The organism is Mesorhizobium sp. PUT5 (assembly GCF_052216645.1).
Taxonomy (GTDB): domain Bacteria; phylum Pseudomonadota; class Alphaproteobacteria; order Rhizobiales; family Rhizobiaceae; genus Mesorhizobium.
The window spans coordinates 4,162,955-4,189,429 of record NZ_JBQOSO010000003.1; the positions used below are offsets into that span (position 1 = coordinate 4,162,955).

The window sequence follows — 26,475 nt, forward strand, 5'->3', positions numbered from 1 at the left end:
ATGAGACTCCTCTTCCTCGGCGACATGGTGGGCAAGACCGGCCGCACGGCCGTGTGGGAACAGCTTCCCGGCCTGATCTCGGACTTCCGGCTCGACTTCGTCATCGTCAACGGCGAGAACGCCGCCGGCGGCTTCGGCATCACGGAAGAGATCTTCCGCGCCACGCTCGATGCCGGCGCCGACGTGGTGACCACCGGCAACCATGTGTGGGACCAGCGCGAGGCGCTGACCTTCGCCCCGCGCGAGGAGCGCTTCCTGCGCCCGGCCAATTTCCCGAAGGGCACGCCCGGCCGCGGCTCTGGCCTCTACATGGCCAGGAACGGCGCGCGCGTGCTGGTGGCCAACGTCATGGGCCGGGTGTTCATGCATCCGGAGCTGGACGACCCGTTCCAGGCCGGCGAGCGCGAGCTTTCGGCCTGCCCGCTCGGCGAGCAGGCGGACGCGGTGGTGATCGACTTCCACGCCGAGGCGACGTCGGAGAAGATGTGCTTCGCCCATTTCGTCGACGGGCGCGCCTCGCTGGTCGTCGGCACCCACACCCACCAGCCCACCGCCGACCACCAGATCCTCAACGGCGGCACCGCCTACATCTCCGACGCCGGCATGTGCGGCGACTACGATTCCTCGCTGGGCATGGACAAGGAGGAGCCGCTCAACCGTTTCCTGTCCAAGGTGCCGAAGGGCCGCTTCGAGGCGGCCGGCGGCCCGGCGACGCTGTGCGGCATCGGCGTGGACATCTCCGACCGCACGGGGCTTGCCGAGGCGGCCGCCCCGTTCCGGCGCGGACCGCGGCTGGAAGAGACGGTGCCCGCCTTCTGGCGCTGACGCCGCCCCTTTTTCTCGCCCCGCGCATTGATCTCGGCCCGCCGCATACCTAATTGCCGTCGAAACCCGCCCACCTGAAGCGCCATCGGGGGAAGACGCCTTTGCAGCTTGTCGAGTTTCTGGCCCCCCATTTCGCCTTCGTCTCCGACCCCACCGCATGGATCGCCCTGCTCACCCTGGTGGTTCTGGAGATCGTGCTGGGCATCGACAACCTGATCTTCATCTCCATCCTCACCAACAAGCTGCCGGAGGCGCAGCGCCGGCCGGCCCGCAGGCTGGGCATCTCGGCGGCGCTCATCATGCGGCTTGCCCTGCTCGCCACCATCTCCTTCATCGTGCAGCTCACCCAGCCGGTCTTTTCGGCCTTCGGGCACGCCTTCTCGTGGCGCGACATCATCCTGATCGCCGGCGGCCTGTTCCTGGTGTGGAAGGCGACCAAGGAAATCCACCACACGGTCAACCCGGCCGAGCACGACGACGCGCTGCTGGGCAAGACGCTGCAACTGTCGCTGGGCGGCGCGATCTTCCAGATCCTGCTGCTGGACCTGGTCTTCTCGATCGATTCCATCATCACGGCGGTCGGCATGACCGACGAGATCGCCATCATGTACATCGCCGTCATCGTGGCGGTATCGGTGATGATGCTGGCGGCCACGCCGCTGGCCGACTTCATCGCCCGCAACCCGTCCATCGTCATGCTGGCGCTGGGCTTCCTCTTGATGATCGGCACCACGCTGATCGCCGACGGCATGGGCTTCCACGTGCCCAAGGGCTACATCTACGCGGCCATGGGCTTTTCGGCCCTGGTCGAGGCGCTCAACATGCTGGCGCGCAACCGCAAGGCCAGGCAACGCGGCGGCTGAGCCCGCCCCGGCCTCGGACCCCTACTTCGTCTCGGATGTCGGCAACTCGCCGCGCATCTCGCTGGGATAAAACCCCTCGCGCAGGTTGATGCCGTATTCGACATAGGCCTTCATGCAGGACAGCATCTGCGACCAGCCCTCGCAATTGGCGTAGGACGACTTGCGGCCCTGCGCGTCGTCGCGCCAGCCCGATTCGGCGATGGTGACGAAGGTGCCGCCGTCCGCCAGCGGCTCGAAGCCGATCTCGATCAGCGTCTTGTAGCGGGCGCCTTTTCGCCGCCGCCGTCCCAGCGCAGCACGATGCGCTTGTCGGGCACCACCTCGTCGACCTCGACGGGCACCGCCTTCCACCACGTCACCGTGGTGCCGGCCACCAGCGGCGCGCTGGCGCCGCCCAGCGTGGTGAAATAGCCGGAAAGCTTGGCGGGATTGACCACGGCGTCGAACACCTCGGCGACCGGCCTGCCGATGCGCCCGGAAACCCGAAATCCGACTGACATATCCACAGCTCCTTCCCTTGAAGGTTTCGACGATAGGTTATAAAAACATAACATGTCAAGCGATGCGAAGGACGACCATGTTTTCAAGGCCTTGGCGCATCCGCGCCGGCGCCTGATGCTCGACGCGCTGAAGGAGGGGCCGAAGACCACCGGGGCGCTGTGCGAAGCGTTCCCCGACATGGACCGCTGCACGGTCATGCAGCACCTGAAGGTGCTGGAGAAAGCGGGGCTGGTGGTGGCGCGCCGCCAGGGGCGCGAACGCTGGAACCACCTCGACGCCCTGCCGATCAAACGCATCCACGACCGCTGGATCAGCGAATATGCCGGCCACGCCGTCTCGATCCTCGACCGGCTGAAGGCGGATCTCGAAACGTGAGGAGAAGCGGTTTTGCACCTTCCCGAGCGGTGCCATCTGGACGTTTGGGGCCGATTTATCTATAAGCCGGCATCCACAAAGCCGCGAACGGAAGACAGGGTCCCATGGCCGGCCATTCACAATTCAAGAACATCATGCACCGCAAGGGCCGCCAGGACGCGGTCCGCTCGAAGCTCTTTTCCAAGCTGGCGCGCGAGATCACCGTCGCGGCCAAGCAGGGCATCCCCGACCCGGCCATGAACCCGCGCCTGCGGCTGGCGATCCAGAACGCCAAAGCCGAGTCCATGCCCAAGGACAACATCCAGCGCGCCATCAACAAGGCGACGGGCGGCGAGGGCGAGAACTACGAGGAGGTCCGCTACGAGGGATACGGCCCCGGCGGCGTCGCGGTGATCGTGGAGGCCCTGACCGACAATCGCAACCGCGCCGCCTCCAACGTGCGCGCCGCCTTCACCAAGGCCGGCGGGGCGCTGGGCGAGACCGGCTCCGTCTCCTTCATGTGGGACCGCGTCGGCGAAATCCGCTATCCGGCCGGCGCCGGCGGCGCCGACAAGGTCATGGACGCCGCGATCGAGGCCGGCGCCGAGGACGTCGAGAGCGACGAGGACGGCCACACCATCTATTGCGCCTTCGCGGACCTGGGCGAGGTTTCCAAGGCGCTGGAAGGCGCGCTCGGCGAGGCCACCTCCGTCAAGGCGATCTGGAAGCCGCAGACCAACGTGCCGGTGGACGAGGAGCGCGCCCAGTCGCTGATGAAGCTGGTGGCCACGCTGGAGGACGACGACGACGTGCAGAACGTCTACGCCAATTTCGAGGTGGACGACGCCACGCTGGCCAAGCTCAGCGCCGCATGAGCGAGGCGCGCAAGCCTCGCATCGTCATCACCTATTGCACCCAGTGCCAGTGGCTGCTGCGCGCGGCCTGGATGGCGCAGGAGCTGCTCTCCACCTTCGGCGCCGACCTCGGCGAGGTGGCGCTGGTGCCGGGCACCGGCGGCGTCTTTTCCGTCACCTGCGACGGCGACCTCGTCTGGGAGCGCAAGCGCGACGGCGGCTTTCCCGACGCGGCCCGGCTGAAGCAACTGGTGCGCGACCGCATCGACCCCGAGCGCGATCTCGGCCATTCGGACCGCAGGCCGCAAGGCTGACATGCCCCCGCCGGGCTGTCGCGTGCCCTCGCTCCTCACGAAATAGGGAGAGGTGCCGTGCGCAGCGCGACGGAGAGGGGGCCTTCCGGATACCCGCCAATAAAAAAACCCGCCTCGAAGGCGGGTTTTTGGCGGATATGGACGCCTTGCGGCTCAGATGCCGAGATTGGCGAACTTGTTCTTGAACTTCGACAGGCGGCCGCCGCGGTCGAGCAGGGTCTGCTGGCCGCCGGTCCAGGCCGGGTGCGTGGTCGGGTCGATGTCGAGATTCATCGTGTCGCCCTCCTTGCCCCAGGTCGAGCGCGTGAGATACTCGGTGCCGTCGGTCATGACGACCTTGATGGTGTGGTAGTCGGGATGGATGTCAGCCTTCATCGCTCTTGTCCTGGCTTGCGGGGGACGGCGGCCCTGCGGCGATGCGCCCCTTTTTAAAACTCGAAGCCGCAGCTATTGAAGAGCCGCGGCTTCAGAAACGGTTGGCGTGCCTATACAGCAGCCGATCCAAAATCACAAGTTGGAATCACCGGCCGCGCCGGTGCCCGTTCGGACAGGAAGGCGACCATGGCCGAAACCAGCAGCGATCAGGCGCGGAGGCGCTCGCTCAAGCCGCTCAGCCGCCTGTTTCCCTATATCGGCCGCTATCGCGGGCTGGTGGTGGGGGCCGTCGTCTCGCTCACCCTGGCGGCGGCGACCACGCTGGCGCTGCCCCTGGCGGTGCGGCGCATGATCGACCACGGCTTCTCCGCCGCCAATTCCGGCTTCATCGCCAATTATTTCGTCATGCTGATGGTGATGGCCGCGCTGCTGGCGCTGGCCTCGGCCGGCCGCTACTTTTTCGTCATCACCCTGGGCGAGCGCGTCGTCTCCGACATACGCCGCGACGTGTTCGCCCATGTCACGAAGCTGTCGCCGGCCTTCTTCGACACGGCCCAGTCGGGCGAGATCGTGTCGCGGCTGGCCGCCGACACCACGCAGGTGAAGTCCGCCGTGGGGGCAACCGCCTCGGTGGCGCTGCGCAACGTCATTCTCGGGCTCGGCGCGCTGGCCATGATGGTGTTCACCAGCCCCAAGCTCTCCGGCCTGGTCATCGCGGCCATCCCCGTGATCGTGCTGCCGCTGGTGGCGTTCGGCCGCTCGGTGCGCGCCAGGTCGCGCCAGGCGCAGGACACGCTGGCCACCGCCACCGCCTATGCCAGCGAGCAGATCGGCGCCATGCGCACGCTTCAGGCCTTCACCGGCGAGAAGCTGGTCACCGGCCGCTTCGCCGCCGCCGTGGAGACCGCCTTCCAGGCGGCGCGCTCCTCCATCTTCGCGCGCTCCTTCCTGACCTTCTTCGCCATCTTCATGATCTTCTCTTCCGTGGTGGCGGTGCTGTGGTTCGGCTCGCGCGACGTGCTTTCGGGAACGCTGTCGCCCGGCACGCTGGGCCAGTTCCTGCTCTATGCGGTGTTCGCCGCCGGCGCGCTGGGCGCGCTGTCGGAAGTGTGGGGCGAGCTCGCCCAGGCGGCCGGCGCCGCCGAACGGCTGACCGAGATATTGGCCGAGCAGCCTGCGATCACCGCGCCCGCCCGGCCGAAGCCGCTGCCGGCCTCCGCCCGGGGCGCGATCACCTTCGACAACGTCTCCTTCTCCTATCCGGCGCGCCCGGACCGCGCGGCCGTCCACGGCCTGACCTTTGCGGTGAAGCCCGGCGAGACGGTGGCCATCGTCGGCCCGTCCGGCGCGGGCAAGAGCACCGTGTTCTCGCTGATCCTGCGCTTCTACGATCCCGAGAGCGGCGGGGTCACGGTGGACGGCGTCAACGTGCGCGAGGCCGACCCGATCGCGCTGCGCCGGCGCATCGCGCTGGTGCCGCAGGAGGTGACGATCTTCGCCGCGAGCGCGCGCGACAACATCGCCTTCGGCCGGCCGGACGCTTCCGATGCCGACATCGAGGCGGCCGCCAGGGCAGCCCTTGCCGACGAGTTCATCCTGAAGCTGGACAAGGGCTACGACGCTCAGGTGGGCGAGCGCGGGGTGACCCTTTCGGGCGGCCAGCGCCAGCGCATGGCGATCGCCCGCGCCATCCTGCGCGACGCGCCGATCCTGCTGCTCGACGAGGCGACCTCGGCGCTGGACGCCGCCAGCGAGACCTTGGTGCAGGAGGCGCTGGAGCACCTGATGCGGGGCCGCACCACGCTGGTCATCGCCCATCGCCTGGCCACGGTGCTGAAGGCCGACCGCATCCTGGTGATGGAGGACGGCCGCATCGTGGAGGAAGGCACCCACCAGAGCCTGGTGGCCAAGGGCGGCGTCTATGCCGAGCTGGCCCGGCTGCAGTTCGAGACCGGCGCCGACGCCTTCAGGGGCGCGGCGGAGTAGGGATAAAGTTCGCCACCTTCGCCCGTGCGGGGAGAAGGTGGCCGGACAGGCGCCGCTTCAGGCCGCCTGCTTCTTGGGCTGGATCAGGCCGCGCGCGATGAGAAGCTCGGCGATCTGAACCGTGTTCAGGGCGGCGCCCTTGCGCAAATTGTCGGAGACGACCCACATGGCCAGACCGTTCTCGACGGTGGCGTCCTCGCGGATGCGCGAGATGTAGGTGGCGTCCTCGCCGGCGGCCTCGATCGGCGTGGCGTAGCCGCCGTCCTCGTGCTTGTCGACGACCAGGCAGCCCGGCGCCTCGCGCAGGATCTCGCGCGCCTCTTCCGGCGTGATCGGGTTCTCGAACTCGATGTTGACGGCTTCCGAGTGGCCGATGAACACCGGCACGCGCACGGCGGTGGCCGTCAGCTTGATCTTCGGGTCGAGCATCTTCTTGGTCTCGGCCACCATCTTCCACTCTTCCTTGGTGTAGCCGTCCTCCATGAACACGTCGATGTGCGGGATGACGTTGAAGGCGATGCGCTTGGTGAACTTCTTGGCCTCGACCGGGTCGGCGACGAAGACGGCGCGCGTCTGGGTGAACAGCTCGTCCATGCCTTCCTTGCCGGCGCCCGAAACGGACTGGTAGGTGGACACCACCACGCGCTTGATCTTCGCCTTGTCGTGCAGCGGCTTCAGCGCCACGACGAGCTGGGCGGTCGAGCAGTTCGGGTTGGCGATGATGTTCTTCTTCGTGAAGCCCGAAATCGCGTCCGGGTTCACTTCCGGCACGATCAGCGGCACTTCGGCGTCGTAGCGCCAGGCAGAGGAGTTGTCGATGACGACGCAGCCCTGCTTGCCGATCTTCGGCGACCATTCCTTGGAGATGTTGCCGCCGGCCGACATCAGGCAGATGTCGGTGTCGGAGAAATCATAGGTGTCGAGCACCTTCACCTTCAGCGTCCTGTCGCCGTAGGACACTTCGGTGCCGAGCGAACGGCGCGAGGCGAGCGCCACCACCTCGTCGGCCGGGAAGCCGCGCTCCTCGAGGATATTGAGCATTTCGCGGCCCACATTGCCCGTGGCGCCGGCGATCGCAACCTTGAAACCCATGTCAGATCACTCCTGTCCCTCTCCGCTCGTTTCCTGGAGAGAACCCGCCGGCCGTTGCGGGTTCTTCGCCCCCGGGCCGGACCCGGGAGAGGGTGAGCAGGCCAAGGGAAGTCAGACCGTAGTGGTCGTTTTTTTGGCCGGGGTTTTGGTGAAGCGGGCGCGCGCGAAATCCCGCTCCGGCACAAGGCCGGAAGCGCTCTTCGCCATAGAAGCCACAGACAACGCGCGCATGGAAAGCTCCGTCACGCGCGGCATATCGCGCGAACCGCCCGAAGAGTCAATGGCCGAGGAATCAATGGATTGCGCTGGCGGCCTTCGCATTGCTGCGGCGCTGCACCAGGATCAGCCCGCCGGCGACGATCAGGGCCGCGCCTGCCCCGATCCGCGCGCCGGGCAGGTCGCCGAACGCCAGATAGCCGACGATGACGGACCCCAGCAGTTCGAGATAGGACAGCGGCGCGAGCACCGAGGCCTCCGCATGGCGGAAGGCGCTGATGGTCATGAAATGGCACGCCGCCGAGATCGCCCCCATCAGCAGCAGCAGGCCCAGTTCCTGCCCGGTGGGCAGCGACCAGTTCCAGGCGGCCAGCGGCGCAAGGATCGCAGACCCGAACAGGCACTGGAAGGCCAGCGTGCTGACCGGATCGCTGGCGCGGGAGGCCTTGCGCGTGGCGACGATGTACAGGGCAAAGAGCGCGCCGGCGGCGACCCCCAGCAGCAGGCCGGCGTTCAGGCCGCCGGCCGGGTTGACCACGATGACGGCGCCGAGAAAGCCGAAGGTCAGCGCCGCCAGCTTTCGCAGCGTCATGGCCTCGCCCAGCAGCGCCACCGACAGGACCGCCGCCAGGATCGGGCCGACGAAATAGGCGCTGGTCACGTCGGCCAGCGGCGAGAATGCGATCGCCGCGAAGAAGCAGCACATCGAGGCCGCGGCGAAGAAGGTGCGCAGGGCATGCGCGGGAAGCTGCTCGCGCGGCAGGAAATGCCTGCCCCGGCGCCCGATCGCCCAGGGCAGCACGAAGACGCAGGAGAAGGCATAGCGCGCCCAGCTTATGTAGAGCGGCGAATGCGCGGCGCTCAGCGCCTTGGCGATGCCGTCGATGGTGGGCACGAGCAGCATCGCCGCCGCCATCAGGGCAAGGCCCAGCAGCACGGAAGGAGAAGGCTGGGTGGTCACGGTCTGGCCGGCCCCGTCGAGGACTGATCGTCTGGCATGGTCCTGCCGCAAGCCCTTCCGGTATTGGTTCCGTGGGGTAGCGGCCGGGTGGTCAGGCCGAGAGCGCCACGTATCTGGCGATGATGGCGTCGCCCATCGCCACGGTGCCGACTTCCTGCTTGCCTGCCGACATGATGTCCCTGGTGCGCAGGCCCTCCTCCAGCACCGCGGCGATCGCGGCCTCGAGGCGGTCGGCCTCGGCCACCATGTTGAAGGAATAGCGCAGGCACATGGCAAACGACGCGATCATGGCGATCGGGTTGGCCATGCCCTGGCCGGCGATGTCGGGGGCGGAGCCGTGCACCGGCTCGTAGAGCGCCTTGCGCTTGCCGGTCACCGCGTCCGGCGCGCCGAGCGAGGCCGAAGGCAGCATGCCGAGCGAGCCGGTGAGCATGGCGGCAACGTCCGACAGCATGTCGCCGAACAGATTGTCGGTGACGATGACGTCGAACTGCTTGGGCCAGCGCACGAGCTGCATGCCGCCGGCATCGGCCAGCATGTGGTCGAGCTTCACGTCGGCATATTTGGCCTTGTGGGTGGCGGTGACCACCTCGTTCCAAAGCACGCCCGACTTCATGACGTTGCGCTTTTCCATCGAGGTGACGTGGTTCTTGCGCGTGCGCGCCAGCTCGAAGGCGACGCCCGAGATGCGCTCGATCTCGAACGTGTCGTAGACCTGCGTGTCGACGGCGCGCTTCTGGCCGTTGCCGAGGTCGGTGATCTGCTTGGGCTCGCCGAAATAGACGCCGCCTGTGAGTTCGCGCACGATCAGGATGTCGAGGCCCTCGACCACCTCCTTCTTCAGCGAGGAGGACTCGGCCAGCGCCGGATAGCAGATGGCGGGGCGCAGATTGGCGAACAGCGCAAGGTCCTTGCGCAGGCGCAGCAGCCCGGCCTCGGGGCGCACCTCGTAGGGCACGGCATCCCATTTCGGGCCGCCGACGGCGCCGAACAGCACGGCGTCGGCCGCGAGCGCCTTTTCCATGTCGGCTTCCGAGATCGCCTGGCCATGCGCGTCATAGGCCGAGCCGCCCACCAGCCCTTCGTCCGTCTCGAAACCGGCGCCGAAACGCTCGTTCAGGACCGCGATGAGTTTTTTCACCTCTGCCATGGCCTCGGGGCCGATGCCGTCGCCGGGGAGCAGGAAGAGCTTTTTCGTGGTCATGAGTGTTTCCCGAGGATTTTTGACAACCGCGGCCTTGCTAGCCGCCGCGCGCGCCACGCGCAAGCCGAAACGGTCCGGATTTTCCGGAAGCGCTCCGCCTTGCGGCGCGAAACCTATTGCGGGGGAGCGAACGCCTTCTTCATGGCCTCGCGCAGCTCCGCCGGCCATTGCTTCAATGCCGGCCAGGCTTCCGGCTGGGGCTTGCCGGCCTGGCGCGCGAAATAGAGTTTTCCGCCCTTGGCGTCGATGGCCATGAAACCGTCATTGCCGCCGCAATCGTGCGGCACGCAGCCGGAAGCGTAGATGATGCCGGACGGGGTCTTTTCGGTGCCCGCGCTGACCAGCAGGCTGGTCGTCACCTCGGCCAGGCGATGGCCGAGCATCCGGGCGGCCGCATCGTAGACCGCCTCGTTGCGGAAGGAATCGACGATGCTGTCGTATTTCGAGGCGTCGACATCCTTCCAGCCGGTGCCGGGCTCGGGCGCGAAGGTCAGATTGCCGGCCGTCTGGAAGCCGGTCTCGGGCGACCATCTCTTCACCGGGGCGGTATCGCCCGCCATCAGCCAGGGCACGAAATAGATGGCTTCGTCGCCGACCGCCGCCGGCGGCGCCCCGCAATCGTCCTGGCCGATGCTGGCGCTCTCGATCTGGCCGCCCTCCGGCTTCCAGACCATCACCTTGGCCGGGCCGCAGGCGTTGCCGCCGTCGCCGACGTCGAAGAGCGCCACGTCCGTGCCGCCGACACGGGCGATCCTGTCGAAATAGACGACGTAGTTCTTCGCGATTTCCCTGCCGTCGAAGGAAAGCGTCTTCTCGCCGTAGTCCTCGGCCTGGGTGATGGTGAACTGGCCGCCGGCAAACGCGATAGGCGCCTGCGGCGCCGCGCCATCCTCCTGCGCAAGCCCTGCCCCCGCCGACACAAGCAGCAGCGACAGCGCACAGCAGGCGAACAGAGGCGAATGCGTCACGGCATCCTCCTTTTCAGGGAAGGCTTGCGGGCGCCATGAGCCCCTCAGGCCCAGGGGCGGCTTTCGGCGTTCTTCTTCTCGAAGCTGGCGATGGAGCCGGCCTTTTCCATGGTCAGGCCGATGTCGTCGAGGCCGTTGAGCAGGCAGTGCCGCTTGAAGTCGTCCAGGTCGAAGGTGATGACGCCGCCGTCCGGCCCGCGGATCTCCTTGGCCTCCAGGTCGACCGAGATGGTGGCGTTGGCGCCGCGCGAGGCGTCGTCCAGCAGCTTTTCCAGGTCCTCGGGGCTGACCGTGATCGGCAGGATGCCGTTCTTGAAGCAGTTGTTGTAGAAGATGTCGGCGAACGAGGTCGAGATCACGCAGCGGATGCCGAAGTCGAGCAGCGCCCACGGTGCATGTTCGCGGCTCGAGCCGCAGCCGAAATTGTCGCCCGCCACCAGGATCTGCGCCTTGCGGTAGGCCGGCTTGTTGAGCACGAAGTCCGGGTTCTCCGAACCGTCCTCATTGTAGCGCATCTCGGCGAACAGGCCCGTGCCGAGCCCGGTGCGCTTGATCGTCTTGAGGTAGTCCTTGGGGATGATCATGTCGGTGTCGACATTGACGATCGGCAGGGGCGCCGCGATCCCGGTGAGCTTGGTGAACTTGTCCATGGCCTGGCCCGTCTTCTGGTTTGCAGGGATTTCGCTGCATTCCCGTTTACACAAACGGGCGCCGAAATCAAAGGGCGCCCGCCTTCAGATGACGTTGAGCTCGCGGAAGGGCCTGCCCTGCGCGATGCGCTCGTAGCCGAAGGCCGAGCAGTCGATGCTGCGCCAGCCGCCATGGACGACGAGTTCGGCCAGCGCCCGGCCCACCGCCGGCGCCTGCTGCAGGCCGTGGCCGGAAAAGCCGTTGGCGAAGAGGAAATTCCTCACATCCGGGTGCGGGCCGATCACCGCGTTCTGGTCGAGCACGTTGTAGTCGTAGTGGCCGACCCAGGCGCGCGTCATCTTGATCGCCTCGAAGGCGGGGATGCGCGTGGCCAGCACCGGCCAGATCTCGTTCTCGAACAGGCCCCAGTCGGGCTCGAAATCGGCGGGGTCGGCGGCCTGCTCGCTCTCCTCGCTCTCGGCCCCGCCGGTGATGTAGACCGAGCCTTCCGGCCGCACATAGATGCCGGACGGATCGACCAGCAGCGGCATGTCGTCGTAGCGCTCGCGCGCCTCGAACACGAAGACGTTGCGCTTGCGCGGCTCCACCGGCAGCTCGATGCCGGCAAGCGCCGCGACCCTGCCGGCATTCGGCCCGGCCGCGTTGACGACGATGCCGGCTTCCAGCCGCTCGCCATTGTCGAGGGTGACGGAGGTCACCTTGTCGCCCTGCCGCTCGATGGCGGCGGCGGAAGCGGTGACGAAATCCACCTGCATGGTGCGCAGCGCCCTGCGGAACAGGTGCAGATAGGCATGCGCGTCGAACCAGCCCTCGCCGCTCACGCCATAGGTGCCGCCGGCGATGCCCTCGGGCGAGAGCCAGGCGAAGCGCCGGGCCAGCGCCGCCGCGTCCTCCAGCACGATGTCGGCCCCTTCGGCCAGTTGCACCTCGTGGTTGGCCCGGAGCACCGGCAGGCCCTCCTCGCTGGCCAGGATCAGGTAGCCGCCCTCGCGGAAGCCGATGTCGGCATCCTCGCCGAACTCGGCCTTCAGGTTGCGGAACAGGCCGAGCGTAAACTGCGACAGGCGGATGTTTTGCGCGATCGAGAATTGCTGGCGGATGGAGGCGGCCGACAGCGTCGTGGCCGAATGGGTGAATTGCGGGTCGCGCTCGACCAGCGCGACGGTGCCGGAAAAGCCTTCCTTGCGCAGGTGATAGGCGACTGAGGAGCCGACGATGGCCCCGCCGATGATGACGATGTCGTATTGCGCCATGAAGCTGGTCCCGGTTCAGGAATGGATCAAAGCAGCTTTCGCCATCTTGCCGCAAGCTCTTGCAAGGGCCAGCCGGGCCGGGCAAGAAGACCAGATGACCGAACTTGTTCCCCCGCGCCGCCGCTCCGTGCTCTACGTGCCCGCTTCCAACGACAAGGCGCTGGCCAAGCTCGGCCAGCTTTCATGCGACGCCGTCATCATCGACCTGGAGGACGCGGTGGCGCCGGGCGAGAAAGCGGCGGCGCGGGCGAAGCTGGCCGGCATCCTGGCCGCCCGCCCGCCCCGCGCCGAGATGGTGGTGCGCGTCAACGCGCTGTCGGGCGAGTGGGGCGCCGACGACCTCGACGCGGCGATCCGCGCCCGGCCGGACGCCATCCTGCTGCCCAAGGTGGACACTGCGCGCGACGTGCTGGAGGCCGGCGACGCGCTGGACGCGGCGGACAGTGCCGGGAACATTGCGCTGTGGGCCATGATCGAGACGCCGAAGGCGCTGATGAACATCGGCGCCATCGCCGAGCTGGGCCGCGACCCCGCCTCCCGACTGGCCTGTTTCGTGGCCGGAACGAACGACCTGGCCAAGGACACCGGCGTGGCCGTCACCCCGGACCGCCGCTATTTCCTGCCCTGGCTGATGCAGATGGTGCTGGCCGCGCGTGCCGGCGGGCTCGACCTGCTCGACGGCGTCTACAATGATTTTCGCGACGCGGAGGGCTTTGCCCGGGAATGCGCAGAGGCGGCCGCCATGGGCTTCGACGGCAAGACGCTGATCCACCCCGCCCAGATCGAGGCGGCCAATGCGGCGTTTTCGCCCTCCGAGGCGGCGCTGGCCGAGGCCCGCGCCATAAGCGAGGCCTTCGCCCGGCCGGAAAACGCTGGCAAGGGCGTGATCGCGCTCGGCGGCAGGATGGTGGAGCGCCTGCATCTGGCGCAGGCCAAAAAACTGCTGGCGAAGGCGGCCGGCATCGGGGCATGATCTGCGCGATCCCGACCGCGATTTCCACCTGGGGGACCACCCATGCGACTTTACCGTTTTCTCGCCGCCGTCGACGACGCCAGCTTCTGCCACAAGGTGACGGCGGCGCTGAATAAGGGCTGGCACCTCTACGGCTCGCCGACCTACGCCTTTGACGGGAACGAACAGGCCATGCGCTGCGGACAGGCCGTGGTGAAGGACGTCGAAGGCCAGGACTATGTGGCGGACGAGACGAAGCTGAGCGACTGGTAAAGGGCTGAGCGGTAAGGCGCGGCCGTTATTCCGCCGCCGCCTCGATGCGCTCCATGTCGTCGTCCGACAGGCCGAAATGGTGGCCGATCTCGTGGATCAGCACATGGGTGACGATGTCGCCCAGCGTCTCCTCGTTCTCGGCCCAGTAGTCGAGGATGGCGCGGCGGTAGAGCGTGATGCGGTTGGGGCCCTCGCCGGTGGCTGGGTTCCAGCGCTCGGCGATGCCGCGGCCCTCGAACAGGCCGAGCAGGTCGAAGGGCGTCTCCAGCGCCAGGTCGTCCATGATCTCGTCGGTGGGGAATTCGGTGACCTGGATGACGATCTCGCCGGTCAGCGTGCGGAATTCCTCCGGCAGATGCGCATAGGCCTCCAGCGCCAGCAGTTCCATCTCCTCCAGGGAGGGTGAGAGTTCGCCGTGCCAGGTGCGGGTCTTGTAGATGCGGGCCATGCTTCGTCCTTCTTTCCCGCGGCATATAGGCTTTTGCGCGCCCCTCGGCAATTGAAGCCGGAAAACAAGCCTGCCGGCACCGGAAAAGCCGCTTTTCGGGGGCGCAAAAGACCGCCGGGTCCGGCTTCACCCGTCGATCAGCTCGAAGCGGTCGACATCGACCATGCCCTTGTCGGTGAGCTTGAGGTGCGGGATGACCGGCAGCGGCAGGAAGGCGAGCTGCAGGAACGGCTCCTGCAACTGCGAGCCGAGCGCGGCGGCGGCCTGGCGCAGATCGTGCAGCCTTGCGCGCACCTTCTCGTAAGGCTCGAGGCTCATCAGCCCGGCGATCGGCAGCGCGATCTCGGCCAGCACCTTGCCGTCCCGCACCACCACGAAGCCGCCCTCGATCTCGCTGAGCCGCGCCACCGCCGCCGCGATGTCGGCGTCGCTGACGCCGACGGCGCAGATATTGTGGCTGTCGTGGCCGACCGTGGAGGCGATCGCCCCGGCCTTCAGCCCGAAACCGTGGACGAAGCCGGCCGCGACATTGCCGTTCTTTCCGTGCCGTTCCACCACCGCGGCCTTGACCACGTCGCGGTCGGGATCGACGGCAAAGGCGCCGTCGCGCACCGGCAGCGACAGGTCCAGCCGCTCGGTGACGATGCGGCCCGAGGTGACGCCGATCACCGGCGTGGTGGCGGCGTTGCGCGCCGGCACGCGGAAATCCGCCGCCGTCACCGGCCGCGCCCTGACGCTGTGGCGGCCGACCGGCTCGACCCTGCGGCGGGCGGCGAACAATTGGTCGTCCACCACGCGGCCGGCCGAGATCACGAACTCGGCATGGCAGCCTTCCAGGCTGTCGAGCACCGCCAGGTCGGCCCGCCACCCCGGCGCCACCAGCCCGCGGTCGGCAAGCCCGAAGGCGCGCGCGCCCGAGATCGAGGCGGCGCGATAGACGGCCAGCGGCTCCGCCCCGGCGGCGATCGCCGTGCGGATCATGTAATCCAGATGGCCCTGCTCGGCGATGTCGAGCGGGTTGCGGTCGTCGGTGCACAGCGCGATGAAAGGCGAGTTGCGCTCGGTGATGACGGGCAGCAGCGCCGCCAGGTCCTTCGACACCGAGCCCTCGCGCACCAGCACATGCATGCCCTTGGCGAGCTTCTCCAGCGCTTCGGCCGCCGTCGTCGCCTCGTGCTCGGTGCGGATGCCGGCGGCGAGATAGCCGTTCAGCCCGTAGCCCGACAGCAGCGGCGCATGGCCGTCTATGTGGCGGCCCTGGAAGGCCTCCAGCTTGGCCATGCAGACCGGGTCCTTGGCCAGCACGCCGGGGAAGTTCATGAACTCGGCCAGCCCGATCACCTTGGGGTGGCCGGCAAACGGCAGAAGATCGTCGATGCGCAGCTCCGCGCCCGACGTCTCCAGATGCGTGGCCGGCACGCAGCTCGAAAGCTGCACCCGGATGTCCATGACCGTCTCGGCGACGCTGTCGAGGAAGAAGCGGATGCCCTCGGCGCCGAGCACATTGGCGATCTCGTGCGGGTCGCAGATCGCCGTGGTGATGCCGAGCGGCAGGACGCAGCGGTCGAACTCGTGCGGCGTGACCAGCGAGGATTCGATGTGCAGATGCGTGTCGATGAAGCCCGGCACCACGATGCGGCCAGCGATGTCGATCTCGCGGACGCCGCCATAGGCCGCGCAGGTGCCGACGATACGGTCGCCGCAGACGGCGATGTCGCCCTCCACCAGCGCGCCGGTGACCAGGTCGAGGAAGCGCCCGCCCTTCAGCACCAGGTCGGCCGGCTCCCTGCCCGCCCCCTGGTCGATCATCCGCTCAACCGAAACGCCTTTGTCCGCTGCACCCATCTCGACCCGCTTTCCCGTTCCTGTCCTGCCGCCCGTGTTCCGGCGCACCCTCGGCACGGATCATGCCGCATTCGGCAGGCCGGCGCGACCGGTTTGATGATTTTGCCGCAGGATGGTCATGGCCCGGTCATCCGGACGGGCCGACGGGAGCTTGCCCTCCGGAGATGGCGGAGTTTACGGTTTGCTTCGCTCCCTTTTCTCCCCTGGCCCCGTGGGGGAAGAAAATACGCTGGCCGCAACCCTGGCGTCTCCCCTTTTAAGGGGGAGAGGTGCCGAGCGCAGCGAGGCGGAGAGGGGGTATGTCCCCGCCATCCTCGGGGGCGAGGAAACGCCGTCCGCCCGGCGTGAGAAAAAAATCCTAAAAGTCTTGCTTGACTCTCCGGGCCGGCTCTGGAATCCATAAGAACATAACGGGAACATATAGAAAGCCGGACCGTCATGGCGAGCAGCGCCGTGGCGCGGGAAACCCTTTTGGCCCTGCGCCGGAAAATCGCGAGCATCGAGGGCACGCTGCCCGAGCGCCTGGAGGCGCCCGGGCCCGCTAATGCGCCCGCAAATGCACTGGCCGGCCTGCCGGACACGGCGGCCCGCGCGCGGCTGCGCACGGGCGCGGGCCGGCTCGACGCCCTGCTCGGCGGCGGGCTGGTGCGGGCGGCGCTGACGGAGGTGCATGGCGGCCAGACGCGCGATGCTGGCGCCGTCGCCGGCTTCGCCCTGGCGCTGACCGGGCTGCTCCTGGAGCGGGCGGAAAACGAGCGGGCGGAAAACGCCGCGCCGGTGCTGTGGGTCGGCACCGCCGAGATTTTCCGCGAGGCCGGTTTTCCGCATGCCGCCGGGCTTGGCGCGCCGTTCGGCATCGCGCCGGAGCGGCTGCTGCTTTGCGAGGCGCCGAAGCTGGCGGACGCGCTGTGGGTGGCCGAGGAGGCGGCGGCCCTGACCACGCTTTCGGCCGTGGTGCTGGAGATGCGCGGCAATTGCGGCCGGCTCGACCTCACCGCCACGCGCCGGCTGCACCGGCGGGCGCAGGCGGCGGGACGTCCAGTGCTGCTTTTGCGCCAGGCGGCGCAAGCCGAGCCCACCGCCGCGCCTGTGCGCCTCCTCGTCTCGCCGGCGCCGGCGGCGGCGCGCAACACCCTGGCCGGGCCGCTCGCCGGCTCGATCGGGCAGCCCGCCTTCACCGTCACCGTCGACAAGTGCCCCGCCGCCCTGCCGGGCCGATTCATCCTGGAGTGGAACCCCGATGAGCACCAATTCCGCGAAAGAAGCGCCGCGCAAGGCCGGACAGAGGATCCTGTCGCTGTGGTTTCCCTATCTGGCCACGGAAAGGGTGCTGCGGCAGCGCCTGGGAAGGTCGTGGCGTTCCCGGCCCTCGCCGCACGCGCCTCTGGTTCTCGGCCGCCAGGAGAACAACGCCCGCCATATCGCCGCGCTGGACGAGAAGGCTGAGGCGCTCGGCCTGAGGCGCGGCATGGGCCTGGCGGATGCGCGCGCCATGCATCCGGGCCTGGATGTCGTCGAGGCCGACCCCGCCGCTGACCGGCGCCTGCTGGAAGGCCTGGCCGACTGGTGCGACCGCTACACGCCGCTGGTGGCGCTGGACGGCGAGGACGCATTGTTCCTCGACGTCACCGGCTGCACGGCGCTGTTCGGCGGCGAGCGGGCGATGCTGGACGACATGCTGGCCCGCTTCTTCCACCAGGGCTTCGAGGTGCGGGCCGCCATCGCCTCGACGACGGGCGCGGCCTGGGCGGCGGCGCGTTTCCGCGGCCGCCACCTGGTCGCCCCCGGCGGGGAGGAGGCGCTTTTGTCGCCGCTGCCGCTGGCGGCGCTGCGCATCGGGGCGCAGACGCGCGGCCGGCTGGAGAGCGTGGGCCTGCGCACGGCCGGCGCGGTGATGGCCATGCCGCGCGCCCCGCTGGCCCGCCGCTTCGGCGCGGGCCTGCTCCTGCGCCTCGACCAGGCGCTCGGCCGCCTCGACGAGGCCGTGTCGCCGCGCCTGCCGGCGCCCCCGCTGTCGGTAGAGCGCCAGCTTGCCGAGCCGGTCACGCTGACGGAAGACGTCGAGGCGCTGACGCAGATGCTGGCCTCGACGCTCAGGCTCGACCTGGAGCGGCGCGGCGAGGGGGCGAGAGGGCTGGCGCTGGCGCTGTTCCGGGTCGACGGCGCCGTCAACCGCATCGCCGTCGGCACCTCGCGGCCGCTGCGCGACCCCGCGCTGATACGGCGGCTGTTCCACGAGAAGCTCGCCGCCATCGCCGAAGACTTCGATGCCGGCTACGGCTTCGACCTCGTGCGGCTGTCGGTGCTGGCGGCCGCGCCCTTCGCGCTTGCCCAGGCCGACCTGGCCGACACGGCCGCGCAGGAGGAAGAGGACCTGGCCATCTTCGCCGACCGGGTGCGGGCCCGGCTGGGCGAAGGCGCGCTGCTGCGGCCCGTCGCGGTCGAAAGCCATCTGCCCGAGCGCGCGGTCGCGCTCCTGCCCTTCGCCCGGACCGTGCAGCAGGAGGCCCCTTTGCGCAAGCCGCACCCGGCCGACAGGCGCGACCGCATCCGGGTTCCGCGGCCGGTGCCGGTGCCGCAGCCGGAGCGGCCGGTGCGCCTGTTCCGCGCGCCCGAGCCGATCGAGGTGCCGGCCACCGAGATGCCGGAAGGACCGCCGCTGCGCTTCCGCTGGCGCCGCGCGCTGCATCGCGTCGCCCGTGCCGAGGGGCCGGAGCGCATCGCGCCGGAATGGTGGCTGGACGCGGAGGGCGCGCAGGCGCCGACCCGCGACTATTACCGCGTCGAGGATGTCGAGGGCCGCCGCTACTGGCTCTATCGCCAGGGCCTGCACGAGGCCGGGAAGCCCTCGCCGCGCTGGTTCCTGCACGGCATCTTCCCATGAGCGCCCTTTTGAGCACCCTTTCGGCCTCCACGGCTGCGCCGCCTTACGTCGAGTTCGGCGTGCAGTCGAGTTTTTCGCTGCTGCGCGGCGCCTCCAATCCGGAGGAACTGGTCGTGGCCGCCTGCGCCCTCGGCCATGCCGGCATGGGCCTGGCCGACCGCAACACGGTGGCCGGCGTGGTCCGCGCCTGGAGCCAGTCGAAACACATCAAGCTCTCGGAGGAAACGGCGGCGGCGCGCCTCGACTATCATCCCGGCTGCCGGCTGGCCTTCGCCGACGGCACGCCGGACGTGCTCGCCTATCCGCGCGACCGCAGGGGCTGGGGGCATCTGTGCCGCCTGCTGACGCAGGCCAACCTGCGCGAGGAAAGCGAGAAGGGCGCGCCGCTCGTCCGCCTCGACGACCTGCTGGACTGGGGAGACGGCATGTCGCTGGCGATCCTGCCCGAGCTCACGGCGCCGGCGCGGGACACGCTTGCCCTGCTTTCCCGCCTCAGGGACCGCTTCGGCAAAGGCCTGTGGCTGGCCGCAGCGCCCCGCTATCGCGGCGACGACCGCTTCCGCCTCGCCCAGGCAGCAAGCATGGCCGCCGCGGCCGGCCTGCCGCTCATGGCCACCAACGACGTGCTCTACCATGCCGCCGGGCGGCGGCCGCTGCAGGACGTGCTGACGGCGATCCGGCTCAACGTCACGGTCGCGCAGGCCGGGCTGGAGCTGGCCGCCAACGCCGAGCGCCACATGAAGCCGGCGGCCGAGATGGCGCGCCTGTTCCGCCGCCAGCCGGAAGCGCTCGCCGAGACGCAACGCTTCGCCGAAACGCTGTCCTTCTCGCTCGGCGAGCTCAGCCACAATTATCCCGACGAGCCGACACGCGACGGCGCGACCCCGCAGCAGGAGCTTGAGCGGCTGTCCTGGGAGGGGGCGGCCGAACGCTACCCGGCGGGCGTGCCGCAGGCCGTTTCGGCGCGGGTCAGGCAGGAGCTGGATCTGATCGAGCGCATGGGTTACGCGCGCTATTTCCTGACGGTGCACGACATCGTCCAGTTTGCCCGCAGCAAGGGCATCCTTTGCCAGGGCCGGGGCTCCGCCGCCAATTCGGTGGTCTGCTACCTCCTCGGCATCACTTCGGTGGGGCCGGAGCGGATCGACACGCTGTTCGAGCGCTTCATCTCCGAAGAGCGCAACGAGCCGCCCGACATCGACGTCGACTTCGAGCACGAGCGCCGCGACGAGGTCATCGCCTATATCTATGAGAAATATAAGGAAAAGCACACCGCACTGGCCTGCGCGGTGATCAGCTACCGGGCACGTTCAGCATTGCGCGAGGTGTCGAAGGCCATGGGCCTGTCGCAGGACGTACAAGGTGCGCTCTCAAGCTCCATCTGGGGCGTGCGCTCTTCGAAGCTCGGTGCCAGGGAAGCGCAGGCCGGTGGCCTCGCCGGGGCCGATCCCCTGGCCGCGCATGTGATTGCCCGCGCCAACGAACTCGTGGCGATGGAATGCCCCCGCCACCTGTCGCAGCATGTGGGCGGTTTCGTCATCACCCGGGACCGGCTCGACGAGATCGTGCCCATCGTCAAGACGGCGATGGACGAACGCAAGATGGTGGAATGGGACAAGGACGATCTCGACGCCGTCGGCATATTGAAGGTCGACGTGCTGGCGCTCGGCATGCTGACCTGCCTGAAACGCGCCTTCCAGCTTCTGGAGAAGCACTACCAGGTGCGCGACCCCCATGGCCGGCCGCTGGCCCTGGCGACGATCAGGGAGGGGAACCGCCACGTCTACGACATGATCTGCCGGGCCGACACGCTGGGCGTCTTCCAGATCGAATCGCGCGCCCAGATGTCGATGCTGCCGCGGCTGAAGCCGAGGGACTTCTACGATCTCGTCATCGAGGTGGCGATCGTGCGCCCCGGCCCGATCCAGGGCGACATGGTGCATCCCTATCTGCGCCGCCGCGAAGAAAAGGAAAAGGTCGAATATCACAAGCCGGAACTGAAGGAGATCCTCGGCAAGACGCTGGGCGTTCCGCTCTTTCAGGAGCAGGCGATGAAGATCGCCATCGTGGCCGGCGGTTTCTCGCCGGGCGAGGCCGACGAATTGCGCCGTGCCATGGCGACCTTCAGGCGCACCGGGACCGTCAAGAACTATAAGGACAGAATGGTCGAGGGCATGGCCGAAAGAGGCTATCCGAGGGAATTCGCCGAGCGCTGCTTCAAGCAGATCGAGGGTTTCGGCGAATACGGCTTCCCCGAAAGCCATGCCGCCTCCTTCGCCCTGCTGGTCTATGCCTCTTGCTGGTTCAAGACCTTCTATCCCGACGTCTTCTGCGCCGCGATCCTGAACTCGCAGCCCATGGGCTTCTACCAGCCGGCGCAGCTCGTGCGCGACGCCCGCGACCATGGCGTGGAGGTGCGCCCGGTCGACGTCAACCATTCCTCCTGGGACTGCACGCTGGAGGAAGCCGCCTTCGATCCCGGCCGCATCGTCGCGCGCCATGCCGGCATGCGCGGCGTCATCCTCACCCGCCGCGCCGTCCGCCTCGGGTTCCGGCAGGTCAGGGGCCTTGCCGAGGAGAAGATGGAGGCCTTCGTGCGGCGGCGCGGCGCCGGCTACGATAGCGTGCGCGACATGTGGCTGCGCTCGGGGCTCGACCGCGACGAGATCGAGCGGCTGGCCGAGGCCGACGCCTTCCGCTCGCTGGGGCTCGGCCGGCGCGAGGCCTTGTGGGCGGTGCGCGCGCTCGATGCCGGCAGCGCGGCCGCGGCGCTGCCGCTGTTCGACCGGCCCGGCCTGGGCCCGATCGACGCCGAGCCCGCCGCGCCGCTGCCGCGCATGCGGCCGGGCGAGCATGTCGTGCACGACTACCGCGCGCTCGGCCTTTCGCTCAAGGCGCATCCGGTCGGCTTCCTGCGGCCGCGGCTCGGCCGGCTGGGCGTCGTGCCGAATGCGGCGCTGCCCGCCGTGGCCGATGGCAGGCGCGTCACCGTCGCCGGCCTGGTGCTGGTGCGGCAGCGGCCGGGCAAGGGCAACGCCATCTTCCTCACGCTGGAGGACGAGAAGGCCATCGCCAACGTGATCTTCTGGCCGCGCGTCTTCGACCGCTATCGGCCGGTGGTCATGGGCGCGCGCTTCGTCAGCGTCACCGGCAGGCTGCAGGCCGAATCGGGCGTCATCCACATCGTCGCCGAGCGCATCGAGGACCTTTCGCCCTGGCTGGCGGCGCTGCTGGAAGAGGCGCCGGCTGCGCGGGATCAAGAGGCGCCGGACCGGCAGGCGCAGAACGCGAAACGCCGCGCCGCCCGCGCCGCGCAGAGCGTGATGCCGAAGGGCCGCAATTTCCAGTGAGCGGCGGCCGCGCCGCCGCCGGGCCCTTCGTCAGCCATCCTCGCCGGCCGCAAGCGACCGCGCCTCGGAGGGCAGCATGATGGGAATGCCGTCCCGCACCGGATAGGCCAGCCGCGCCACGCGCGAGACCAGTTCGCCGCGCTCGGCGTCCCAGGTCAGCGGCCCCTTGGTCAGCGGGCAGGCCAGCAGCTCCAGCAGCTTCGGGTTGACCGTGCGCTCGTTGCCGTCACGCTTTTCCGTCATCGCTCCCCTCGGGCGGCCGCGCTACTGCAGGCTCGTGCCGAAATCCTCGTTCGCGCGCGCCAGCGCCATCTCGGTGATGGCGATCAGCGTTTCGGCGCGGGCCTTGAGGTCCGGCGCCTCGAGCAATGCCTGCTTTTCCGCCGGTCCGTAGGGCGCCATCATCGACAGCGCGTTGACCAGCATGGCGTTGTCGGCGCGGCTGACGCTTTCCCAGTCCGCCTCCAGCTCGTTGGCCTTCAGATAGGCGCGAAACGCCTTCAGCAGCGCCGGCCGGTCGACCTCTGCCATGGCCGGGTCCTCTTCCAGATCGGTCAGGAACGGCGCGACGCGGCATTGCCGGAACGGCGTTTTGACCGCGACCTCCTGCACGATGCGGAACCGGCACACGCCCTGCAGCGAGATCAGATAGCGCCCGTCGCCGGTCTCGGAGAAGGAGGTGATGCGCCCGAGGCAGCCCACCGCGCACAGCTCCGGCTCGCCATCGGCGCGCAGCGCGCCGTCCAGCGCGGGCTGGACGATGCCGAGCAGGCGCTCGCCGGCCACCGCATGGTCCAGCATCTGCAGGTAGCGCGGCTCGAATATGTTGAGCGGCATGCGGCCGCCCGGCAGAAGCAGCGCCCCCGCCAGCGGGAACATGCAGACCGTCGACGGCAGGTCCGCCTCGCTCCTGTAGTGGGCATTTCCAGCCTGCATGCGTTCCTTTCCGCCTTTCGCTACCGGCCGTTCAGGAAAACAGCAGCGACGACAGCTTGCGCCGCGCCGAAAGCGTCGCCTCGTCGGCCATGCCCCAGGCCTCGAAAAGCTGCAGCAGTTGCGCGCGCGCGCCGTCGTCGTTCCAGTTGCGGTCGGCCTTGACGATGGCCAGCAGATTGTCGGCCGCCTTGTCGCGCTCGCCGCCGGCGTTCTGCGCCATGGCCAGGTCGAAGCGGGCCTGATGGTCCTTCGGATTCTCGGCCACGCGGCGCTCAAGCTCGGCCACGTCGCCCAGCCCGCCGGCCTGCGCGGCCAGCGCCATCCGGGCCCGCAGCGCCGCCAGCCCGGCCGTTTCCTTGGCGCCTTCGGGCAGCCGCGCCAGCACGGCGTTCGCGGCCTCGACGTCGCCGGCCTCGAAGCGCAGCGTCGCCAGCCCCTCGATGGCGTCGAGAGTGTCGGGCGCCTGCTGCAGGATGGCTTCGTAGATGTCGGCCGCAGTCTGCGCGTCGCCCGCGGCGGCGGCCTCCTGCGCGGCGGCCAGCGCTTCGGCGATCTGCGCCTTCGGGTCGTCGCCGCCGATCCGGTGGATGAATTCGGCGATCTGGCTTTCGGGAATCGCGCCCATGAAGCCGTCGACCGGCTGGCCGTCCTTGAAGGCGATGACGGCTGGAATGGACTGGATGCCGAGCTGGCCGGCAATGGCGGGATGCTCGTCGATGTTCATCTTGACCAGCCGCACCCGGCCGCCGGCCGCCTGGACCGCCTTTTCCAGCAGCGGCGCGAGCTGCTTGCAGGGGCCGCACCAGGGCGCCCAGAAATCCACCAGGACCGGCTGGCGGCGCGATTCCTGGATCACGTCGGCGGCGAATTTGGCGGTCGTGGTGTCCTTGATCAAGTCGGCGCCGGCGCCCGCGCCGCCGGCCTCGCCCTGCTGCGGCGTGCCGTACTGCACGGTGGTGTCATACTGGCCGCCCATGCCGCCGAACGGGTTTTGGTCGTTCATCTCGTCACCCTTCGTGAACCCTGTCTTGCCGGTTCCGTCTTGCCGGCTCCTGCCGTTCGCTCCGCCGCCCGCGCGCGCCGCAGGGCGCCCCGGCCCGCCCCCAATGTGGCGATCACGCCGAGACTTTCAAGATAACAGGATGATGGCCCGTTGCCTCGATGAATTTCAACAGGTCGGGCGCGGCGATCGAGCTTGTCGCCTCGTTGGTGAGGGGATGGGCGTTGATGACGGCGTTTTCCATGAGCGCCGCGTCCAGCACCGCCTTGACCCGGCCCTGCGTGTCGTTGACGAGGCCGAACACCGTCACCGCGCCGGGGATGACGCCGAGCAGCTCCATCAGCATTTCCGGCTTGCCGAAGGAGACGCGGCTGGCCGCGCCGATCAGATGATGGATCTGCTTGAGGTCGACGACCGCCTCCTCGTCGACGGTGACGAGGAAATAATTGTCCTTCTTGTCCTTCAGGAACAGGTTCTTGGTGTGCCCGCCGGCGATCTCGCCGCGCAGCGCCTGCGAATCGGCGACGGTGAACAGCGGCGCGTGCCGCCGGGTCTCCACCTCGATGCCGAGTTCGCCCAGGAACGCCAGAAGCTCCGCTTCGGTTTTCGCCATGATGTCTCCCCTCGTGCAGCCGGCAGCGCCCGTTTATGGCCAATGCGCGGCCGAAGACAAGGCCGCAGCGCCGCCGGCGGGGACATTTCGGCAGGCGCCGTTTTTTGTCCCGCGCCCGGCAACGCCGCCGCCGCCGGCCGTCTGCGTGTCCGGCGGCAGGCGGCGAAAAAAGGCAAAAATTCCCTGTTGCAATCGCGGCTCTCTTCGGCCATATAGGCGCGGCTTGCGGCGCCGGTTGCCGGTGCCGCGCGAGCGGGTGTAGCTCAGGGGTAGAGCACAACCTTGCCAAGGTTGGGGTCGAGGGTTCGAATCCCTTCGCCCGCTCCAAATTTCCTTAGGGAAATCAAGCAATTAGAAAGCGCCCTTCGGGGCGTTTTTTGCTTCCCCGGCCCATCTTCGCAAAGCGGGGAAGCAGGGGGGAAGCACCGGGAAGCAAATTCCAGCGTGCCGCAGCGCACAATCGGCGACCCGCCAGGACCCTGCCGTTCCACTCTCTTCCGCGAATCAACCACCGATTCGACTCCCAGCGTTCCGCCGCCTTCGCGCGGCAACGCGACGTTGCGCGCTTCGATTTCTCTGGTTATATTACTGGCAATATAGCCGGAGATCAACCATGGAAAGCTCGCAGCGCCGCGCAATTCAGAACTATCGCTCGCGCCTCAGCGAGAAGGGCCTTGTGCGCTTCGAGGTGCTCGGCCGCGACTCCGATCGTGACCTTATCCGATCGCTCGCCAAGCGTCTCACCGAGGACACCCCCGAAGCCTCCCGGCTCCGTTCTGCCGTCAGCAAGAGCATGGCCGTCGACGGCTCGAAGAAGGGGAACATTCTGGCCGCGCTGCGTCGTTCCCCACTGGTCGGCGCCGACCTCGATCTCAAGCACCCTCGCGAAGAGGGTCGCGAGATAGACATCTAGGTTCAGGACCTATTAAAATGGTTGCGGATGTGACGATCAGTTGATTCATTGTGGCGCGAGGAGGCGCTGCAATGAGTGATTTGATCTGGCTGTCGGACGCGCAGATGCGACGGATCGAGCGACATTTTCCACGGTCTCACGGTGTGCCGAGGGTCGATGATCGTCGGATCGTCAGTGGCATCATCTTCGTGATCAGGAACGGGCTGCGGTGGCGTGACGCGCCCCGGGAATACGGTCCCCACAAGACGATCTACAACCGCTTCATCCGCTGGAGCCGGCTCGGCGTCTTCAACCGGATATTTGCCGAATTGGCGGCAAAAGGCGGCAAGCCCGATCAACTGATGATCGACGCCACCCATTTGAAGGCGCATCGAACGGCCGCAAGCCTGCTTAAAAAGGGGCTGTTCCCCGACGCATCGGGCGAACCAGGGGCGGCCTGAACTCCAAGCTGCATGCTGTGTGCGATGGTCTTGGTCGACCGCTCATCATGCTGCTCAGCGAAGGGCAGATGAGCGACTACAAAGGCGCGGCGCTGATGATCGATGCTTTCCCGAAAGCCGCAGCCTTGCTCGGCGACAAGGGCTACGACGCCGACTGGTTCCGCACGGCCCTGGCCGATCGAGGCATCGCCGCCTGCATCCCGTCCAGAGCCAACCGCAACGTGCCGATCCCGCACGACACCGTCCTCTACCGCCGTCGCCACAAGATCGAGAACATGTTCGGCAGGCTCAAGGACTGGCGCCGCATCCACACCCGCTATGACCGCTGCGCCCACACCTTCATGTCCGCCATCTGTATCGCAGCAGCCGTAATCTTCTGGCTCTGATCAACGAGTCCTGAGCCT

26 protein-coding genes, 1 tRNA gene and 1 pseudogene are annotated in these 26,475 nt (G+C 68.3%); 14 read left to right on the top strand and 14 right to left on the bottom strand.

The genetic code is table 11. The annotated features are described in order from the left end of the window. A complete protein-coding gene (locus ACTDI4_RS21870) occupies positions 1-825 on the top strand; it encodes a TIGR00282 family metallophosphoesterase (protein WP_442843147.1) in 825 nt (274 codons plus the stop codon). Between the two features lie 101 nt (positions 826-926). Continuing rightward, complete coding sequence (locus ACTDI4_RS21875) at positions 927-1,688, top strand: TerC family protein (protein WP_442843148.1); 762 nt, start codon at positions 927-929, stop codon at positions 1,686-1,688. Positions 1,689-1,709: 21 nt separating this feature from the next. Here the strand turns inward: ACTDI4_RS21875 and ACTDI4_RS21880 are convergent. Continuing rightward, positions 1,710-2,188: pseudogene (locus tag ACTDI4_RS21880) on the bottom strand (SRPBCC domain-containing protein). 52 nt (positions 2,189-2,240) lie between these two features. Here ACTDI4_RS21880 and ACTDI4_RS21885 point away from each other — a divergent pair. The 3 genes from ACTDI4_RS21885 (at position 2,241) to ACTDI4_RS21895 (ending at position 3,711) form a co-directional block, all read left to right on the top strand. Then, on the top strand, positions 2,241-2,564 hold the full coding sequence (locus ACTDI4_RS21885; RefSeq protein ID WP_442843149.1) for an ArsR/SmtB family transcription factor: 324 nt from the start codon (positions 2,241-2,243) through the stop codon (positions 2,562-2,564). 104 nt (positions 2,565-2,668) lie between these two features. Next, positions 2,669-3,418 (top strand): YebC/PmpR family DNA-binding transcriptional regulator, encoded by a 750-nt coding sequence (locus ACTDI4_RS21890; protein WP_442843150.1) that lies wholly within the window; start codon positions 2,669-2,671, stop codon positions 3,416-3,418. After that, entirely contained in the window at positions 3,415-3,711 is a 297-nt protein-coding gene (locus ACTDI4_RS21895; protein ID WP_442843151.1) for a SelT/SelW/SelH family protein, read from the top strand. Before ACTDI4_RS21890 ends, ACTDI4_RS21895 begins: the two co-directional genes overlap by 4 nt. Positions 3,712-3,864: 153 nt before the next feature. On the opposite strand, the gene rpmE is transcribed toward ACTDI4_RS21895, so the two are convergent. After that, the gene (gene rpmE, locus ACTDI4_RS21900) at positions 3,865-4,086 is read right to left on the bottom strand and encodes a 50S ribosomal protein L31 (RefSeq protein WP_442843152.1); all 222 of its coding nucleotides are present in this window, start codon (positions 4,084-4,086) and stop codon (positions 3,865-3,867) included. 186 nt (positions 4,087-4,272) lie between these two features. Between rpmE and ACTDI4_RS21905 the strand changes: the two genes are divergently transcribed. After that, positions 4,273-6,072 (top strand): ABC transporter transmembrane domain-containing protein, encoded by a 1,800-nt coding sequence (locus ACTDI4_RS21905; RefSeq protein WP_442843153.1) that lies wholly within the window; start codon positions 4,273-4,275, stop codon positions 6,070-6,072. A 57-nt stretch (positions 6,073-6,129) separates the two neighbouring features. Here ACTDI4_RS21905 and ACTDI4_RS21910 read toward each other — a convergent pair whose 3' ends face one another. The 6 genes from ACTDI4_RS21910 to ACTDI4_RS21935 all read right to left on the bottom strand — a co-directional run bounded on the left by ACTDI4_RS21910 (position 6,130) and on the right by ACTDI4_RS21935 (position 12,417). Then, positions 6,130-7,164 carry an aspartate-semialdehyde dehydrogenase gene (locus tag ACTDI4_RS21910; protein ID WP_442843154.1) on the bottom strand — a complete coding sequence of 345 codons (1,035 nt, stop codon included), beginning with the start codon at positions 7,162-7,164 and terminating at the stop codon, positions 6,130-6,132. Positions 7,165-7,456: 292 nt separating this feature from the next. Then, positions 7,457-8,392, bottom strand: coding sequence for a DMT family transporter (locus ACTDI4_RS21915; RefSeq protein ID WP_442843155.1), 936 nt, complete (start codon positions 8,390-8,392; stop codon positions 7,457-7,459). 40 nt (positions 8,393-8,432) lie between these two features. Beyond that, a complete protein-coding gene (gene leuB / locus ACTDI4_RS21920; protein WP_442843156.1) occupies positions 8,433-9,545 on the bottom strand; it encodes a 3-isopropylmalate dehydrogenase in 1,113 nt (370 codons plus the stop codon). A gap of 113 nt (positions 9,546-9,658) precedes the next feature. Then, positions 9,659-10,513 carry a hypothetical protein gene (locus tag ACTDI4_RS21925; protein ID WP_442843157.1) on the bottom strand — a complete coding sequence of 285 codons (855 nt, stop codon included), beginning with the start codon at positions 10,511-10,513 and terminating at the stop codon, positions 9,659-9,661. Positions 10,514-10,557: 44 nt separating this feature from the next. Beyond that, positions 10,558-11,163 (bottom strand): 3-isopropylmalate dehydratase small subunit, encoded by a 606-nt coding sequence (gene leuD / locus ACTDI4_RS21930; RefSeq protein WP_442843158.1) that lies wholly within the window; start codon positions 11,161-11,163, stop codon positions 10,558-10,560. An 84-nt stretch (positions 11,164-11,247) separates the two neighbouring features. Then, entirely contained in the window at positions 11,248-12,417 is a 1,170-nt protein-coding gene (locus ACTDI4_RS21935; protein ID WP_442843159.1) for an NAD(P)/FAD-dependent oxidoreductase, read from the bottom strand. A 94-nt stretch (positions 12,418-12,511) separates the two neighbouring features. Between ACTDI4_RS21935 and ACTDI4_RS21940 the strand changes: the two genes are divergently transcribed. Beyond that, on the top strand, positions 12,512-13,390 hold the full coding sequence (locus ACTDI4_RS21940) for an HpcH/HpaI aldolase/citrate lyase family protein (protein WP_442843160.1): 879 nt from the start codon (positions 12,512-12,514) through the stop codon (positions 13,388-13,390). 42 nt (positions 13,391-13,432) lie between these two features. Continuing rightward, the gene (locus ACTDI4_RS21945; RefSeq protein WP_442843161.1) at positions 13,433-13,642 is read left to right on the top strand and encodes a DUF1737 domain-containing protein; all 210 of its coding nucleotides are present in this window, start codon (positions 13,433-13,435) and stop codon (positions 13,640-13,642) included. Positions 13,643-13,667: 25 nt separating this feature from the next. Here ACTDI4_RS21945 and ACTDI4_RS21950 read toward each other — a convergent pair whose 3' ends face one another. Together ACTDI4_RS21950 and ade are read right to left on the bottom strand one after the other, a co-directional pair. Continuing rightward, positions 13,668-14,090 carry a metallopeptidase family protein gene (locus tag ACTDI4_RS21950; protein WP_442843162.1) on the bottom strand — a complete coding sequence of 141 codons (423 nt, stop codon included), beginning with the start codon at positions 14,088-14,090 and terminating at the stop codon, positions 13,668-13,670. Between the two features lie 126 nt (positions 14,091-14,216). Further along, on the bottom strand, positions 14,217-15,935 hold the full coding sequence (gene ade, locus ACTDI4_RS21955) for an adenine deaminase (protein ID WP_442843163.1): 1,719 nt from the start codon (positions 15,933-15,935) through the stop codon (positions 14,217-14,219). Between the two features lie 438 nt (positions 15,936-16,373). Here ade and ACTDI4_RS21960 point away from each other — a divergent pair, with 438 nt between their 5' ends. The 3 genes from ACTDI4_RS21960 to ACTDI4_RS21970 are packed head-to-tail and all read left to right on the top strand — an operon-like array spanning position 16,374 to position 22,169. Then, the gene (locus ACTDI4_RS21960) at positions 16,374-17,381 is read left to right on the top strand and encodes an ImuA family protein (RefSeq protein ID WP_442843164.1); all 1,008 of its coding nucleotides are present in this window, start codon (positions 16,374-16,376) and stop codon (positions 17,379-17,381) included. Next, positions 17,263-18,819 carry a Y-family DNA polymerase gene (locus ACTDI4_RS21965; protein WP_442843429.1) on the top strand — a complete coding sequence of 519 codons (1,557 nt, stop codon included), beginning with the start codon at positions 17,263-17,265 and terminating at the stop codon, positions 18,817-18,819. Before ACTDI4_RS21960 ends, ACTDI4_RS21965 begins: the two co-directional genes overlap by 119 nt. Beyond that, positions 18,816-22,169, top strand: a complete 3,354-nt coding sequence (locus ACTDI4_RS21970) for an error-prone DNA polymerase (protein ID WP_442843165.1) — start codon at positions 18,816-18,818, stop codon at positions 22,167-22,169. The genes ACTDI4_RS21965 and ACTDI4_RS21970 overlap by 4 nt, the downstream gene beginning before the upstream one ends. 30 nt (positions 22,170-22,199) lie before the next feature. Here the strand turns inward: ACTDI4_RS21970 and ACTDI4_RS21975 are convergent, their stop codons facing one another. From ACTDI4_RS21975 to ACTDI4_RS21990, 4 genes are all read right to left on the bottom strand, one after another. Then, the gene (locus ACTDI4_RS21975; protein WP_442843166.1) at positions 22,200-22,412 is read right to left on the bottom strand and encodes a Trm112 family protein; all 213 of its coding nucleotides are present in this window, start codon (positions 22,410-22,412) and stop codon (positions 22,200-22,202) included. A gap of 21 nt (positions 22,413-22,433) precedes the next feature. Beyond that, on the bottom strand, positions 22,434-23,105 hold the full coding sequence (locus tag ACTDI4_RS21980; RefSeq protein WP_442843167.1) for an LON peptidase substrate-binding domain-containing protein: 672 nt from the start codon (positions 23,103-23,105) through the stop codon (positions 22,434-22,436). Between the two features lie 31 nt (positions 23,106-23,136). After that, positions 23,137-24,108 (bottom strand): thioredoxin, encoded by a 972-nt coding sequence (trxA, locus tag ACTDI4_RS21985; protein WP_442843168.1) that lies wholly within the window; start codon positions 24,106-24,108, stop codon positions 23,137-23,139. A 112-nt stretch (positions 24,109-24,220) separates the two neighbouring features. Beyond that, entirely contained in the window at positions 24,221-24,718 is a 498-nt protein-coding gene (locus ACTDI4_RS21990) for a prolyl-tRNA synthetase associated domain-containing protein (protein ID WP_442843169.1), read from the bottom strand. Between the two features lie 252 nt (positions 24,719-24,970). Here ACTDI4_RS21990 and ACTDI4_RS21995 point away from each other — a divergent pair. From ACTDI4_RS21995 to ACTDI4_RS22005, 3 genes are all read left to right on the top strand, one after another. Further along, a tRNA-Gly gene (locus ACTDI4_RS21995) sits at positions 24,971-25,045 on the top strand. A 286-nt stretch (positions 25,046-25,331) separates the two neighbouring features. Next, positions 25,332-25,631, top strand: coding sequence for a hypothetical protein (locus tag ACTDI4_RS22000; protein ID WP_442843170.1), 300 nt, complete (start codon positions 25,332-25,334; stop codon positions 25,629-25,631). Between the two features lie 71 nt (positions 25,632-25,702). Further along, positions 25,703-26,457 (top strand): IS5 family transposase gene (locus ACTDI4_RS22005; RefSeq protein ID WP_442843237.1). Its coding sequence is split into 2 segments (ribosomal slippage): positions 25,703-26,036 and positions 26,036-26,457, totalling 756 coding nucleotides; the frame shifts between segments, so codons are not numbered across the junction. The last annotated feature ends 18 nt before the right edge of the window (positions 26,458-26,475 follow it).

Coding starts and splice junctions, on each gene's coding strand:
- ACTDI4_RS21870 (WP_442843147.1), top strand. CDS start 1: ATGAGACTCCTCTTCCTCGGCGACATGGTGGGCAAGACCGGCCGCACG.
- leuB (WP_442843156.1), bottom strand. CDS start 9,545: ATGACCACGAAAAAGCTCTTCCTGCTCCCCGGCGACGGCATCGGCCCC.
- ACTDI4_RS21960 (WP_442843164.1), top strand. CDS start 16,374: ATGGCGAGCAGCGCCGTGGCGCGGGAAACCCTTTTGGCCCTGCGCCGG.
- ade (WP_442843163.1), bottom strand. CDS start 15,935: ATGGGTGCAGCGGACAAAGGCGTTTCGGTTGAGCGGATGATCGACCAG.
- ACTDI4_RS21910 (WP_442843154.1), bottom strand. CDS start 7,164: ATGGGTTTCAAGGTTGCGATCGCCGGCGCCACGGGCAATGTGGGCCGC.
- ACTDI4_RS21935 (WP_442843159.1), bottom strand. CDS start 12,417: ATGGCGCAATACGACATCGTCATCATCGGCGGGGCCATCGTCGGCTCC.
- ACTDI4_RS21885 (WP_442843149.1), top strand. CDS start 2,241: ATGTCAAGCGATGCGAAGGACGACCATGTTTTCAAGGCCTTGGCGCAT.
- ACTDI4_RS21945 (WP_442843161.1), top strand. CDS start 13,433: ATGCGACTTTACCGTTTTCTCGCCGCCGTCGACGACGCCAGCTTCTGC.
- ACTDI4_RS21950 (WP_442843162.1), bottom strand. CDS start 14,090: ATGGCCCGCATCTACAAGACCCGCACCTGGCACGGCGAACTCTCACCC.
- ACTDI4_RS21895 (WP_442843151.1), top strand. CDS start 3,415: ATGAGCGAGGCGCGCAAGCCTCGCATCGTCATCACCTATTGCACCCAG.
- rpmE (WP_442843152.1), bottom strand. CDS start 4,086: ATGAAGGCTGACATCCATCCCGACTACCACACCATCAAGGTCGTCATG.
- ACTDI4_RS21975 (WP_442843166.1), bottom strand. CDS start 22,412: ATGACGGAAAAGCGTGACGGCAACGAGCGCACGGTCAACCCGAAGCTG.
- trxA (WP_442843168.1), bottom strand. CDS start 24,108: ATGAACGACCAAAACCCGTTCGGCGGCATGGGCGGCCAGTATGACACC.
- ACTDI4_RS21890 (WP_442843150.1), top strand. CDS start 2,669: ATGGCCGGCCATTCACAATTCAAGAACATCATGCACCGCAAGGGCCGC.
- ACTDI4_RS21905 (WP_442843153.1), top strand. CDS start 4,273: ATGGCCGAAACCAGCAGCGATCAGGCGCGGAGGCGCTCGCTCAAGCCG.
- leuD (WP_442843158.1), bottom strand. CDS start 11,163: ATGGACAAGTTCACCAAGCTCACCGGGATCGCGGCGCCCCTGCCGATC.
- ACTDI4_RS21980 (WP_442843167.1), bottom strand. CDS start 23,105: ATGCAGGCTGGAAATGCCCACTACAGGAGCGAGGCGGACCTGCCGTCG.
- ACTDI4_RS21990 (WP_442843169.1), bottom strand. CDS start 24,718: ATGGCGAAAACCGAAGCGGAGCTTCTGGCGTTCCTGGGCGAACTCGGC.
- ACTDI4_RS21940 (WP_442843160.1), top strand. CDS start 12,512: ATGACCGAACTTGTTCCCCCGCGCCGCCGCTCCGTGCTCTACGTGCCC.
- ACTDI4_RS21970 (WP_442843165.1), top strand. CDS start 18,816: ATGAGCGCCCTTTTGAGCACCCTTTCGGCCTCCACGGCTGCGCCGCCT.
- ACTDI4_RS22000 (WP_442843170.1), top strand. CDS start 25,332: ATGGAAAGCTCGCAGCGCCGCGCAATTCAGAACTATCGCTCGCGCCTC.